This window comes from Maribacter aestuarii (assembly GCF_027474845.2).
Taxonomy (GTDB): Bacteria; Bacteroidota; Bacteroidia; order Flavobacteriales; family Flavobacteriaceae; genus Maribacter; species Maribacter aestuarii.
The window spans coordinates 3,152,641-3,166,486 of sequence record NZ_CP107031.2 but is presented as its reverse complement, the minus strand read 5'-3'; the positions used below and the strand labels follow the sequence as shown (position 1 = coordinate 3,166,486).

General features: G+C 39.6%; 15 protein-coding genes. 6 read left to right on the top strand and 9 right to left on the bottom strand.

Going from position 1 to position 13,846, the window contains the following annotated elements; translation table 11 throughout:
• Nucleotides 1-22 precede the first annotated feature (22 nt).
• Nucleotides 23-499 carry a DUF1569 domain-containing protein gene (locus tag N8A89_RS14515; RefSeq protein WP_281542877.1) on the top strand — a complete coding sequence of 159 codons (477 nt, stop codon included), beginning with the start codon at nucleotides 23-25 and terminating at the stop codon, nucleotides 497-499.
• A 20-nt stretch (nucleotides 500-519) separates the two neighbouring features.
• On the opposite strand, the gene N8A89_RS14510 is transcribed toward N8A89_RS14515, so the two are convergent.
• Together N8A89_RS14510 and N8A89_RS14505 are read right to left on the bottom strand one after the other, a co-directional pair.
• Nucleotides 520-1,299 carry a sulfite exporter TauE/SafE family protein gene (locus N8A89_RS14510; RefSeq protein WP_289644505.1) on the bottom strand — a complete coding sequence of 260 codons (780 nt, stop codon included), beginning with the start codon at nucleotides 1,297-1,299 and terminating at the stop codon, nucleotides 520-522.
• Nucleotides 1,290-2,357, bottom strand: coding sequence for a HesA/MoeB/ThiF family protein (locus N8A89_RS14505; protein ID WP_281542874.1), 1,068 nt, complete (start codon nucleotides 2,355-2,357; stop codon nucleotides 1,290-1,292). The genes N8A89_RS14510 and N8A89_RS14505 overlap by 10 nt, the downstream gene beginning before the upstream one ends.
• 84 nt (nucleotides 2,358-2,441) lie before the next feature.
• Between N8A89_RS14505 and N8A89_RS14500 the strand changes: the two genes are divergently transcribed.
• A complete protein-coding gene (locus N8A89_RS14500; RefSeq protein ID WP_281542873.1) occupies nucleotides 2,442-3,323 on the top strand; it encodes a hypothetical protein in 882 nt (293 codons plus the stop codon).
• A gap of 6 nt (nucleotides 3,324-3,329) precedes the next feature.
• Here the strand turns inward: N8A89_RS14500 and mobA are convergent, their stop codons facing one another.
• The 7 genes from mobA to N8A89_RS14465 all read right to left on the bottom strand — a co-directional run bounded on the left by mobA (nucleotide 3,330) and on the right by N8A89_RS14465 (nucleotide 8,890).
• The gene (gene mobA / locus N8A89_RS14495) at nucleotides 3,330-3,920 is read right to left on the bottom strand and encodes a molybdenum cofactor guanylyltransferase (protein ID WP_281542872.1); all 591 of its coding nucleotides are present in this window, start codon (nucleotides 3,918-3,920) and stop codon (nucleotides 3,330-3,332) included.
• Nucleotides 3,904-4,377 carry a cyclic pyranopterin monophosphate synthase MoaC gene (moaC, locus tag N8A89_RS14490; protein ID WP_281542871.1) on the bottom strand — a complete coding sequence of 158 codons (474 nt, stop codon included), beginning with the start codon at nucleotides 4,375-4,377 and terminating at the stop codon, nucleotides 3,904-3,906. Before moaC ends, mobA begins: the two co-directional genes overlap by 17 nt.
• Before the next feature lie 75 nt (nucleotides 4,378-4,452).
• Nucleotides 4,453-4,869 carry a molybdenum cofactor biosynthesis protein MoaE gene (locus N8A89_RS14485; protein WP_281542870.1) on the bottom strand — a complete coding sequence of 139 codons (417 nt, stop codon included), beginning with the start codon at nucleotides 4,867-4,869 and terminating at the stop codon, nucleotides 4,453-4,455.
• Nucleotides 4,869-5,111: a molybdopterin converting factor subunit 1 gene (moaD, locus tag N8A89_RS14480; protein ID WP_281542869.1), complete on the bottom strand. Its 243-nt coding sequence runs from the start codon at nucleotides 5,109-5,111 to the stop codon at nucleotides 4,869-4,871. Before moaD ends, N8A89_RS14485 begins: the two co-directional genes overlap by 1 nt.
• Before the next feature lie 3 nt (nucleotides 5,112-5,114).
• On the bottom strand, nucleotides 5,115-7,388 hold the full coding sequence (locus N8A89_RS14475) for a xanthine dehydrogenase family protein molybdopterin-binding subunit (RefSeq protein ID WP_281542868.1): 2,274 nt from the start codon (nucleotides 7,386-7,388) through the stop codon (nucleotides 5,115-5,117).
• A 17-nt stretch (nucleotides 7,389-7,405) separates the two neighbouring features.
• Nucleotides 7,406-7,906 (bottom strand): (2Fe-2S)-binding protein, encoded by a 501-nt coding sequence (locus N8A89_RS14470; protein ID WP_281542867.1) that lies wholly within the window; start codon nucleotides 7,904-7,906, stop codon nucleotides 7,406-7,408.
• A 189-nt stretch (nucleotides 7,907-8,095) separates the two neighbouring features.
• Nucleotides 8,096-8,890 carry a DUF6503 family protein gene (locus N8A89_RS14465; protein ID WP_281542866.1) on the bottom strand — a complete coding sequence of 265 codons (795 nt, stop codon included), beginning with the start codon at nucleotides 8,888-8,890 and terminating at the stop codon, nucleotides 8,096-8,098.
• Nucleotides 8,891-8,965: 75 nt separating this feature from the next.
• Between N8A89_RS14465 and N8A89_RS14460 the strand changes: the two genes are divergently transcribed.
• From N8A89_RS14460 to N8A89_RS14445, 4 genes are read left to right on the top strand one after another with little or no spacing between them, the layout of a single operon-like run.
• Nucleotides 8,966-9,787, top strand: coding sequence for a TrmH family RNA methyltransferase (locus tag N8A89_RS14460; RefSeq protein ID WP_289644504.1), 822 nt, complete (start codon nucleotides 8,966-8,968; stop codon nucleotides 9,785-9,787).
• A 40-nt stretch (nucleotides 9,788-9,827) separates the two neighbouring features.
• Nucleotides 9,828-11,060, top strand: a complete 1,233-nt coding sequence (locus N8A89_RS14455; RefSeq protein WP_281542865.1) for a M48 family metallopeptidase — start codon at nucleotides 9,828-9,830, stop codon at nucleotides 11,058-11,060.
• Between the two features lie 45 nt (nucleotides 11,061-11,105).
• The gene (locus tag N8A89_RS14450; protein ID WP_281542864.1) at nucleotides 11,106-13,310 is read left to right on the top strand and encodes a RelA/SpoT family protein; all 2,205 of its coding nucleotides are present in this window, start codon (nucleotides 11,106-11,108) and stop codon (nucleotides 13,308-13,310) included.
• 46 nt (nucleotides 13,311-13,356) lie between these two features.
• The gene (locus tag N8A89_RS14445; RefSeq protein WP_281543291.1) at nucleotides 13,357-13,833 is read left to right on the top strand and encodes a Fur family transcriptional regulator; all 477 of its coding nucleotides are present in this window, start codon (nucleotides 13,357-13,359) and stop codon (nucleotides 13,831-13,833) included.
• Nucleotides 13,834-13,846 lie beyond the last annotated feature (13 nt).

Here is a 13,846-nt window from a genome sequence, read left to right as displayed (position 1 = left end):
GCCATACTTAAAGCATAAAATTATGACCTCAAATAGTAAGAGAGATTTTCTAACTCATAAATTTCCTGAACTACTGAATACATTAAGTTCAGAAACCAAAGGAAATTTCGGACTTATGACACCTCAGCATATGGTAGAACATTTGATAGGGGCATTAAGTAGTGCTACAACTAAATATAAAGGCGAAAGAATAAGCCCCGCCACAGAGCAACAATTGGGCATGCAGAAATTTATTAAAAGCGGTTCTGTTCTTTCACATAGACCTAGCGATAAAACAGAGGCAGATCTACCGCCGTTAAAATATACTTCATTAGAAGAAGCAATTTCCAATATCCCTGAAGCTGTACAGAGATATTATGCTTTTCAAGATGGCAATCCCCATTACAAGCCTTATGCCTCTTTCATGGGTGAGCTCTCTTACGAAGATTTAGAATTATTCCACTATATGCATATAAAATACCATCTATGGCAATTTAGCTTACTGAAGCAATATCCATAAAAATAAATTTAGAGTGATTTTTAAAAATCCCATTGCAATCCATTAACTAGGAGTACGCGAACGCCTACAATCAGAACTAAAATTGCAGTAACTACTTTAATTCCATTTCCAGTAAGTTTACTGAGACTTATACGAATTCCTATTTGTCCACCAATAAAAACGGCAAGTACCAATACAGCACCTTCTATCCATGGGAATTCAAATGTGTCATTAGTCAATAAACCACCAATACCTGATATTGAATTAACTAGAATAAAAAAGCTAGCCAATGCTGCTATTTTTATTGACTTATCCCACTTCATATGATTAAGAACGGGTGCTAAAAAAATTCCACCACCAATGCCGACAAGTCCCGATAGGAGTCCCATGCCTGCACCTAACAAATACGTTACATAAGGGGGGTAGTTTGGATTAACTTCCTCGGACTTCTTTCCCTGAATCGTTTGAAAAATCAATGCCAAAGCAGAAATGATTAACGCCGCCCCAAGAATAATAAAAAAAGTGTTTTCGGATAATCGGAATTTTGCTCCGATAAATGCTAAAGGAATACTGGTCAGGATAAAGGGAAGAAACTTTTTTAAATCTAGGTACCCTTTTTTCCAATAGAGGTAGCTGCTACCAGAAACGACAACAAGGTTACAGATTAGGGCAGTACTTCGAATGGCAAAAAAACTAACGAAAACTAATGCCAAAAGAGCTAAATAACTAGACCCTCCGCCAAAACCTACTGAGGAGTACAAGGTTGCCACGACCATAAAGCCAAGCATTAATAAAACAAGTTCGGGAAAGGTTAGGAGCATGCAGCCAAATACTGGTTTAGTCCACCTAAAATACTAAAAAGCGAACTTTCTGGATGTTTCTCGCGCAATTGTCTTAAGGCGGTTTCGCTACGCTTACCGGATTGACAAAGTAAATACACAGGAAGTGAAAAGTTGATTTTACTGGAATTCGCTTCCAGCTCATTCAAAGGAATATGAATGGACTCGGGAAGATGATAATTATTGAACTCCTCATGCAATCTTACATCAACGATTTGCGCATTCTCTATTAACAACTTTTTAAGCTCATCTGCTGAAACAGTAGGAACAATTTCACAAGGGTCATTCCATTCATAAAAATCTTGAAGCTTCTTGATTTCTAGGTTTTCAGGTTGTAGCTTAAATTTTATTTTTTGATAGGATTGTTGGAGTCCGTCAAAGATTAGAAGCTTTCCTGTAAGTACTTCCCCTATTCCTGTTACCACTTTAATCGCCTCTAAAGCTTGGAGGTTTCCTATAATTCCTGGGATTATTCCTAGCACGCCATGTTCATTACAATTCGGTACTTCATTTTCCTTCGGTATTTGTGGAAAGATACAACGGTAGGTTGGCCCATCGTTATAATTAAAAACACTTACTTGGCCTTCATAACCGTGCAACGCTCCGTACACAAAAGGCTTGTTGAGTATTACACAAGCATCGTTCACCAAATACCTCGTGGGAAAATTATCGGAGGTATCGACCACAATATCATAATCTGTTATAATTTCAATTGCATTTTCAGTAGTTAAAAAAGTATTGTAAACGACAATCTCATTATCTGCATTTTGCGCCTTAAGTTTCTTAAGAGCAACAATCACTTTGGATTCTCCAATATCACCTTCTCCATAAAGTACTTGACGATGTAAGTTCGTTATAGAAACCACATCACTGTCGACAATACCTATTTTTCCTACTCCCATGGCGTTGAGATAAGTCAAAACAGGAACTCCAAGTCCGCCAGCACCAATGACCAAAATCTTAGTTTTTGCTAGCTTTTTTTGACCTTCCGAGCCAAATCCTTTGAGGGTGGTTTGTCTTATGTAACGCTTTTGGTTCATTTGTCTAATATAGTAAAAAGGGAGATGGCCTTTGACCTAGAAACTCTTAAACTGAAATCGGCAGCAATTTGATAACTTCGTCCTATGGGGCTTATTCTCAAAAATAAAAATCTGGAACTCCAAATCGATTTTCCGCATGAAAACTATAGCTTTTCACGATTTGATTGGACAGGAAAAATTGTGTCCTTAAAATTTAAGGATTTTCAGTTTGCAAGTATCGAAGACCCTAATGCTAAAAATCAAAACCTCTTCGGTAAAGGGTTTTATAATGAATTCGGAATTGATACGGCTTTAGGTTTTGATGAAACTACAATTGGTGGTTGGTTCCATAAAATAGGCGTGGGGTTATTAAAAAAAGAAGACGCTCTCTACGCGTTCAGTAAACCATACAAAACTAAACCCGCGGAATTTAAAACTAGCACTAGTGCAAATCAAATCCTAATTAGTTGTATTTCAACACTTGTTAGCGGGTATGCTTATGAATTACGGAAAGAAATCAGACTACAAGAAACCGGGTTTACAATCAACTATTCTTTAAAGAACACTGGTGAAAAGACAATTATTACAGATGAATATGTTCATAATTTTATGGCTTTGAATAATTATCATATAGGAAAAAACTATAGATTAAATTTTCCTTTTGCTTTAAAACCTAAACTGTTTCGAGAGACCCTTAATACTGAATCCGCTGTTTGTATTAGTAAAAAGGGGGTTATATTTAATTGTTCGCCCAATGAGCAGTTTTTCTTTAGCAACCTATCTGGCGGAAAAAATGTACCAGCGGCTTGGGAACTCTTGCACCTTAAAACTAAAATTGGGATTCGAGAAAAGTCCAGTTTTCAAACAAGTAAAATTAATCTTTGGGGTTGGAAGCACGTGATTAGTCCCGAATTATTCTTTGAAATAAGAATCGAGCCAAACGAAACAAAGGAATGGGCTCGAACCTACGAAGTTTTTGAAATTTAGAAAAACTTATGTTAACTTTTCTAGAGCTTCCTTATATTCCTCCTCCGAATTAGCATTGAGAAGTACACTTTCATTCCTAGGAAAAACCAACTTTGTGTCATTATTGATTAAGAACTTTCTTGGACACGTACCTACACCACTTTCTAAATAGGCTAGCGAGTCTTCAAAAGCACGCGGTTCCCAAATAGCACACAAAGGTTCTGGCAATGGATTCTCTTTGAGCGCAAATGCAGTAGCTTGTTTGTTGTTATCCCTTTGGGCAATCAATTCCTTTAAAGCTTCTAAATCCATCAAGGGAAGGTCACAAGCTAAAACTAGCCAAGCCACTTTTGGATATGCTTTGTGTGCGGATAAAAGTCCGTTATAAGGACCTTTGTATTCATTTAAATCAACTATCGTTTTCATTGCAGCTGGCAGTTCGGCTCGCTGTTCTTTACGCAAACTTATAAAAGTCTCCTCACAAACTTGACTTAGCAAATCATATAAAAACTCACGTTGGGGAACACCATGGTATTCAATTAGTCCTTTATCAGTGCCCATTCGGGTACTCTTTCCTCCAGATAAAACGAGTCCGTAAAGCTTAGCGATTGAAGTCATTCTTTCCTCCAGATTTTTGTTCCAATTTTATCTCAGAAATTTCAATATCATGTGACAAGGCCTTACACATATCGTATATAGTTAATGCACTAACAGATACTCCGGTTAAGGCTTCCATTTCAACACCTGTTAGCTCATTGCATTTGACCTTGCAGATAATTTGCAAAGCATTTTCGACCGGAACGATATCAATCTGTATTTTAGAAAGATTTAGCTGATGACAAAGCGGAATTAAATCAGCAGTTTTTTTAACTGCTTGAATCCCTGCAATAACAGCTGTTTGAATTATACTTCCCTTGCTACCTAAAAAGTCCTTAGAGACCAAAGTATCAAAAATAGCTGGAGGGAAAGCAACTTTGCCTGAAGCAACAGCCGTTCTTACAGTTGCCTGTTTTTCCGAAACATCTACCATTGAGGCATTACCAGTCTCATCTAAATGTGAAAGTTTTTTAGTCATATGCTCTGTTCATTTCCTTGAAAATGAAGATTTCTCTAATTTACTTTATGGTGATTTTTAAAAAGTGTTAGAGATTTAAGGATGTGCCGAGACCCATACCGTTTTGTTCTTAAATTTCTCTTTTTTCCAAATTGGAACAGTTTCCTTAAGTGTGTCGATAAGAAACCGGCATGCTTCAAAGCATGCTTCCCTGTGCGCAGAAGAAGCTCCCACAATCACAACAGGCTCTGCCACTCCCTTTTCACCGACTGCATGACGCATTACAACTTTGTTCAGTGCCCACTTGTCAATGGCCCTTTCAGCAATCTTTTCCATTTCCTTTAGTGCCATCGTTGTATACGTTTCAAATTCCAATGCCACAACTTCCTCTTTATTAGTAAACTCCCGCACAGTTCCGACAAATACGCAAATACCACCACTTTCAGCATCTGATAATTCCGAATAGACTTGAGCAGTATCTATCCTATCAACAATTTCTATCACTTTCTTCATTAGCCTCCACTTACAGGGGGAATAACAGCTACTTCATCATCCCTTTTCAAAGGTACATTATCTTTGGCGTATTCGCTATTCACAGCAACCGCCATTGAAGTTAACCTAGAAAACTCTGGATAGGTCTTAACCAAGTGCTGTTTTAGGTCACCAACCGTTTCCGGGGTGTTCGACTCAGAAGAAAATGCCATATGCGAAGCACCAACAATATCCTTGGCGATTCCAAAAAATAATACTTCCATAGATTATCCTAAAATAGGTTTTGCATTCATATTGCTTACAAAAGGTTGTTTATATAGACGGTTACCTGTTGCTTTTTTCAAGGCAATCGCCACGGCTGCTCCTGCCGGAGGCAAAGTAGGTTCGCCTAAACCCGTAGGACTCAAAGTGTTCTTGACAAAATGTGTTTCTACCATTGGGGTTTCGCTCATACGAATCAACCTGTAGGCATCAAAATTCTTACTTTGTGGGATACCGTCCTTAAAAGAAAAATCTCCGTACATGGCATGGCCTACGCCATCTATGGCACCACCTTCTATTTGGTTCAATGCCCCTAACGGGTTAACTACAATTCCGCAATCTACGGCAACCGTGATTTTTTTAACTACAGGGGAGTTATTTTCAATAACTACATCCGCTACCTCGGCTACGTGGGTATTATGACAGTAATAAGCACATATGCCCTGGAATACGCCTTCTTTCTCAGTTCCATAACCCGATTTTTCTGCCGCTAGTTTAAGGACATCCTGTAAACGTTCTGCGGAATATTGAATACGATCGTCCGTAGTCCCTTTTACTTTTTCCAGCATATCCAGACGCATTTGAACAGGGTCCCTCTCCATCATTTCTGCCAGTTCATCCAGAAAGCTTTGTTCGGCATAGGAAAGGAAATTGGTATAAGGCGCTCGCCAAGCTCCCGTGGTTATATTACTATCGTAACTGGCCACGTCTACTTGGTAGTTTTCGACCGCACCTGCAGGGAAGAAATTCGGAATGAGTCCGTACATGTTCCCGTTAACCGCTGCCTCTTTTAATTGATAGCCAGTGACCTCACCATTCTTCACACTGGCTTTTATCCTATATTTTATCGCAGGGCGATACACCCCAGTTGTCATGTCGTCCTCACGCGTAGAAAACATTTTCACAGGTTTCTTAATAGCGTCCGATATTTCTGCAGCTTCGTAAACAAAGTCACCGTACAAACGTCTGCCAAAACCTCCACCCATACGCGTCATTTCTAGATGAACATCGCCTACATCACGTCCTAGCATTTGTGCTACGGTAGCAGCAGCATCTGCCGGAGTTTGGACAGGGCCTACCAAATGTATTTTCTCATCGGTAACATCCGCATAGAAATTCATAGGCTCCAAAGTATTATGGGGTAAAAATGGAGATTCATATGTACGTTCCAAAACGGCATCTGCCGTAGCAAAAGCCTTTTTTACATCACCATCTTTTCTGAGAGTATTAAATTCCTTTCCGTCCAATAAATCCGTTAAAATTTTATCGTGGGCCGCTGTACTCTCCAATGGTGTGGCTTCAGACCATGTGGCCTTAACCGCATTTTTTCCTTTGATAGCTGCCCAACTATTTTCAGCAATGACCACAACTTTCTCTGTAGGCGTTAGTTGCACGGTCCAATTAATCTCTTCCCCGTTAAGTAAAGATTTAGCCTTTTCCCCAATTTTTATAACATCAATAACCCCAGGGATGGATTTAGCATCGGCGGCATCGAAAGATTCTAAGTCTTGACCAAAAGCGGGCGGTCTTAAAACCGAAGCGTAGACCATACCTTCTTTTTTATAATCCAGTCCAAAAAGAGGTTTACCGGTGATAATTTCATCGATATCCACATTACCCCTATCCGTTCCGATAATGGTATAATCCTTTGGGTCTTTTAAGGCGATGACTTCTTTCTCTTGTTCGGCAACTTCTCCTCCCTCGGCAACATCTTCGTAGTTAGAGGCTCGTTCATATTCCAATTTGGCCGCTTCGTTTACCACGTCGCCGTAGGTTAGGGTATCGCCAGTCGCATTCGTTATCACCCCTTGCTTTGCCGAACATTCTGATGGATCTACTCCCCATCGGGCCGCGGCCGCATTAATCAAAATTTGACGTGCAGAAGCACCCGTTTCCCGCAGAGCGTCCCATCCAAAACGGATAGACTGACTACCTCCCGCAATTTGCCTTGTATAATTCTTGGTGTCCAAAGCCCCTTGTACAACGTTTACATTTTCCCAAGGAACATCCAATTCCTCGGCTATGATCATGGGCATTGATGTTTTTACTCCCTGCCCTATTTCGGGGTTTGGGGAGAATATGGTCACCATTCCTTCATTGGAAATTTTAATAAAGGCATTGAAATCATTATAGTCCAGTTCGGCAATATCTACAGGCATTTTCACATTGTCCTTACAGGCCGTGAAAAGGTTGAAACCAATGAGCATCCCGCCACCGGCAAGTGAGGATGTTCTTAAGAAGGACCTTCTGCTAAATTTTGTTGGTATTAGTGTTGACATGATTTTCGATTTTTAGGTTAGGCCAGTTTAGTTTCAGTTTCTACGGTAGTAACTTTCGCTACCTGCTTTTTAGCAGCAATCCCGACAGCCTTTTCGATACGGTTGTAAGATGCGCAGCGGCAAATGTTTCCGTGCATGGCGGTTCTTATTTCCTGAGCGGATGGATTGGGATTTTTATCCAGAAAAGCGGATGCCGTCATTATCTGACCCGCCTGACAATAGCCGCACTGCGGAACATCAATCTCTTTCCAAGCTTGTTGCACAGGATGGGAACCATCTTCCGATAATCCCTCTATGGTAGTTATTTCTTTTCCGTCCAATTGGGAGACCTGCATTTGGCAACTACGCATGGCGTTACCATCCACGTGTACGGTACAAGCCCCACATTGCCCAATTCCACAACCGAATTTTGTGCCCACCATATCTAATTGGTCCCTCAAGGCCCATAGTAAGGGGGTGTCTTCCGAAGCCTCAAATTCTTGGGACTTCCCATTAATCTTTAAATTGTACGTTGGCATAATTGTATTGTTAGATTAGTAAGTTGTTATTATCATTATTCCTAGAGAAGGGAACTTTATCATCAAAATAAAAGCCCTTGCTTTCGCAAGAGCTTCTAAGTTACTCATAAAATTTTTAGTTGCTATTTTTCCAAGAAGGCATTTAACCTTTTTTTAAGTTAAAATTAATCCCTTTTTATGCACAAGTTCTTATTCCTTCACAACAATTATTGCCTCATCAGGTTTTTGAAAAAAATCATCATTTTTGGCCTCTGAACTTATTCTTACGTTTTCAAACATAACCAAACTTTTTTCTTCTTTAATAGTTCTACCTTCATAATCGTACCATATGATGGATTTTGGCAGTGTCAGGCCATTAACGTTCATCCAATCATTGTACCGAATCCATTTGATGTTATCTGATGTTTCACCGCTGCGATAGGTCACTGTATATCCTAGCCATTGCATCTGATGCGTTTCAGGATGGTAATGGAGGTAATACTCATCTTTTGGAGAGGTTCCAACACCGTTATCATAAGTAATGCGTATACCGGGATAGGAAATTCCCTCATAGTCCAAGTTTTCCGCAGTGCTGTAATTTATGCCATCATCGGCTAAAACGAAGGGCATAGCGTAGAAATAGAACATCAAATTATGATAAAAAACGGGGTCCCCTTTGTAACTCTCATCGACATCTAACAGCCATACATCCTCTCCGTCATAGCCCATAGTATAACCTTCTGAAGTAATTTTATCCTTTCTAGAAAAGAGGTCGATCACATGTGTTTCAGTCAATTCAGGTTTAGGTAAATCATAGGTCAATGTTCGCTGATTCCTCCATGTATCCAATCCGCCATGGGCCCCAAAGACTTTGTCCAAGGCCTCGGGAAATTTTTGTACGGAATCTTCTTGTTCGGTTTCCTGCGGTAGGTTTTCTTCACTTTTCGCCTTCTCCTTACAGGCCGTAAGACCGATAAAAAAGGCCAACAATACTATTTTTTTCATTTTAGTTGGATTTATGTTTCCCCTTAGGTCGAAACATTATTGATTACTTAACATATTCGGTTATTTTTGCCCGTAATGCAGGAATTTAAACATATCTCAAGTATCCAAAACTCCTTGATAAAAAGGGTAGTTCTGTTACAGAACAAGTCAAAGGAGCGCAGGAAAGAAGGACTTTTCATATTAGAGGGTAAAAGAGAATTGGAACTTGCGTTAAAAAGTGGCTACACCATTGAAACATTGCTCTATAATGAGAAGCTTGTAACCAGGTCAGAAGTTGAACGTATTCTAAAAACAACGTGGTCTACCTCCCTTGTATCGGTATCGCAAGAGGTTTACAATAAACTTGCCTATCGTAATACCACAGAAGGGCTCTTAGTGGTAGCATTGGCAAAAAACCATCAGTTGGAACAGCTTGAATTCAAATCGAAAAATCCGCTTGTTCTAGTGGCCGAAGCTCCCGAAAAACCTGGGAATATAGGGGCATTGCTAAGGACCGCGGATGCTGCTAATTTAGATGCCATAATCATAGCAAATCCTAAGACCGATCTTTACAATCCAAATATCATACGCTCAAGCGTTGGCTGCGTTTTTACTCGAAATATAGCTTTGGCCGATACACCGGATATCATTTCATTTTTGAAAAAAAAGAACATAAGCATATATTGTGCGGCCCTTAATGCATCTAAGACATATATCGAATTGGATTATACGGGACCATCCGCAATAGTTGTAGGCACTGAGGACAGTGGATTAAGTGAAGAATGGTTAAGGACATCCAAGCAGAATATCATCATACCCATGGAGGGCGAAATAGATTCCATGAACGTATCGGTATCCGCTGCAATACTTATCTTTGAAGCCAAGAGACAACGTCAAAATAGACCGGCAACAAAATAGCTATAGAAACGTTTGGTTCATAAAGGGGCAATAAATTGCTATGGATAACACTTTTATTTTTTACTTGATTATAGCAATTTTAATAGGTGAATTTCTTCTCACAACACTCCTTAACTATCTTAACTCCAAACGCTTTAAGGATCCTGTACCTGAAGATTTAAAGGACGTTTATAACCCGGAGGAATATAAGAAATCGCAATCCTATAAAATGACCAATTACCGATTTGGGATTATAACATCAGTTTTTTCACTTGTTTTAATTCTAGGCTTTATAGTTTTTGGCGGATTTGGTTGGGTAGACAATACCGTATCCGAATACACCTCGAACCCCATCTTACAGGCCTTGTTGTTTTTTGGAACTATTATGATCGGTAGTGATATACTGAGCATACCCTTTTCTTATTATCAGACCTTTGTTATTGAGGAAAAATTTGGTTTTAACAAAACCACTATCAAAACTTTTATTCTGGATAAAATTAAAGGCTGGCTGATGATCGTAGTTTTAGGCGGGGTAATACTTTCTTTGGTCATTTGGTTCTTTCAATGGGCAGGAACTAGTTTTTGGTTATACGCATGGGGGATTATATCGATTTTTACATTGTTCATGAATCTATTCTACAGCAAATTAATCGTCCCACTTTTCAACAAACAGGAGCCACTGGAGAATGGCAGTTTGAAAGAGAAGATAGAGAACTATGCGCAAAAGGTAGGCTTCGACCTAAGACAAATATTTGTCATCAACGGCTCCAAAAGGTCCACAAAAGCAAATGCCTATTTCTCAGGATTTGGAAAAGAAAAGAGGGTAACCCTTTACGACACATTGATTCACGATTTAGAGGAGGATGAGATTGTAGCAGTTCTAGCCCATGAAGTAGGCCATTACAAGAGGAAGCATATCATTTTTAATCTTGCAACTTCGATATTGCTTGCCGGTCTCATGCTGTTTCTATTATCACTTTTCATTAATAACCCAAGTATATCGCTGGCTATTGGCGTTGATAAACCCAGTTTTCATGCCGCGCTCATTGGCTTTGGAATATTGTATAGCCCTATTTCAGAAATTACCGGGCTATTAATGAATCATTTTTCAAGAAAATTCGAATATCAGGCAGATGATTTTGCAAAGAATACCTTTTCGGCCAAACCCTTGGCAAGCTCCTTAAAAAAATTATCTAAAAATAGCCTAAGCAACCTAACCCCCCATCCCGCCTACGTTTTTATGCACTATTCCCATCCCCCGTTAATTGATAGAATACGGAATTTAAAGGCATAATTTTTGTTGTCTAGCAGATAAGATTGTGGTAATTTTAATATAGTTATGACACAGGCTGCTTTAGAAAAAGAAAATAAACTTATTGCCAAGCAATATAAGGAACTGCTTCGCATTAGCTATCAAACATTATCGGATGATGATAAGATGCTGATTCGAAGTGCGTTTGAGGTTGCCGTGGACGCACATAAGAACCAAAGAAGGAAATCTGGGGAAGCTTATGTATTTCATCCAATTGCCGTAGCAAAAATAGTGGCATCCGAGATTGGCCTGGATGCGGTTTCAATTGCCTCGGCACTACTTCATGATGTTGTTGAGGATACGGAATATACCCTTGATGACATTGACCGAATGTTCGGGGAGACCGTTGCCCGTATTGTGGACGGGTTAACCAAAATATCCCACCTTAAAAAGGATATGAACATCTCCCAGCAGGCGGAGAACTTCAGGAAAATGTTGCTCACATTGAACGATGATGTCCGAGTTATCATTATTAAAATTGCCGATCGTTACCACAATATGCTCACCATGGACTCCATGCCAGAGCATAAACAGGTTAAAATATCTTCGGAAACACTATATATTTATGCCCCACTTGCCCATAGAATAGGACTTTACAATATTAAAACGGAATTAGAAGACCTAAGTTTAAAATATACGGAGCCTGACGTCTACTACGACATTAAAAACAAAATCGAAGATAGCAAGGAAGAGCAACAGGCCTACATTGATTCTTTCGCAGAGGTCATAGACAACTCCCTTAAAAAAGAAGGGCTGAATTATGTCATTAAAGGACGTATGAAATCCATCTTCTCAATGAGGAGAAAAATGAAAGCGCAAAACGTTGCTTTCGATGAGATTTACGACAAATTTGCCATCCGTATCATATATAAATCGGATGCGCAGAACGAAAAGTTTCTGGCGTGGAAAATATATTCCATCGTTACCGACCATTTTACACCCAACCCTGTTCGATTGCGCGATTGGATATCTTCGCCCAAATCAACCGGTTATGAAGCCTTGCATATTACGGTTATGGGACCAAAAGGTAAGTGGGTCGAAGTACAGATACGCAGCGAACGGATGCACGAAATTGCGGAGAAGGGCTACGCTGCCCATTTTAAGTATAAGCACGGTAACCAGAAAGAACAAGGGATTGAAGTATGGTTGAACAAACTTCAAGAAGCCTTGGAAAATGCGAATACCAATGCGGTAGATTTTGTAGAGGAATTCAAATTAAACCTCTATTCCAAAGAGATATTCGTTTTTACGCCCAAGGGGGAACTAAAATCCCTACCAAAGGGCGCAACCCCATTGGATTTTGCTTTTAACATCCATACAGAGGTAGGTATGCGCACGCGTGGAGCCAAAGTAAATGGTAAACTTGTCCCGCTAAATACCACTTTACATAGTGGGGACCAGGTAGAAATAATTACTTCCAACCAGGCCAAACCCAATCAGAACTGGTTGGACTACGCTACCACGGCCAGAGCTAGGGCCAAGATAAAATCTGTTCTAAGGGAAGAGAAAAAATCAATTGCGGAAGAGGGCAAAGAAATTTTAAGAAGGAAATTAAAATCCCAAAAAGTTACGCTTAACGAGGATTCCATTAACAAAATGGTCACCTATTTTAAATTAAAGACCAGTTTGGACCTATTTTATCGGGTGGGGATGGGATCCATAGATAACCAAATGCTCAAGGATTTTGCCTCATCTTATAACAATGCGTTCATTAGCTTCTTTAAAAATAGAATGCGAAGAACTCCTGCTCCGGAGGATGTAAGCAGAGATGAGATAACCTCCAAATACGATATGCTCGTCTTTGGCACGGAAGAAGAAAAACTGGATTACAAACTTTCACAATGCTGTAATCCCATTCCAGGGGATTCCGTGTTCGGGTTCGTAAGCGTATCGGAAGGAATAAAAGTTCATAAGAAGAATTGCCCCAACGCGATTTCGTTGCAGTCCAATTATGCATACAGAATTATTACCGCAAAATGGGTGGACTCCTCACAGGAAGAATTTAGGGTAGATATACAATTGACCGGTATAGATAACTTAGGACTTGTGAGTGAAATAACGGAGGTAATTTCGGACAACATGCACGTGAACATGCGGAATTTGAATTTTAGTACGGACGGTGGAACCTTTACCGGACGGATAACCGTAGTAGTTAAAAATAATGCTATTTTGGGCAAGTTGATAGAAAATTTAAAGCACATCAGCGGCATAGACAAAGTAACAAGGCTATAGAAAACGAATTAAAATTTAGCTGTACATTTGTATATTGATGAGTACTATGGCGCCGAATAAAAACCAAGAAATTGTAAAGAACGTTTTCACCACCTTTCTCGAGGAGAACGGACATAGAAAAACTCCAGAACGTTACGCCATACTTCAGGAAATTTACGATAGTGAGGAGCATTTTGATATAGAATCGCTCTATATCAATATGAAAAATAAAAACTATCGGGTCAGTAGGGCTACACTATACAATACCATTGAGCTTTTATTGGATTGCAAGTTGGTTCGTAAGCATCAATTTGGAAAAAATCAGGCACAGTACGAAAAATCATATTTTGACAGGCAACACGACCATGTCATTCTTACAGATACCGGTGAGGTTATGGAATTCTGCGACCCTCGGATCCAATCCATAAAAAAAACCATAGAGGAAGTATTCGATATTAAGATCAATACCCATTCCCTTTATTTTTACGGAACAAAAAACGCGCCTGCCGACAAGGAAGGCAAAGAAGAAAACACAGATAACTAACCAAGTATATTTA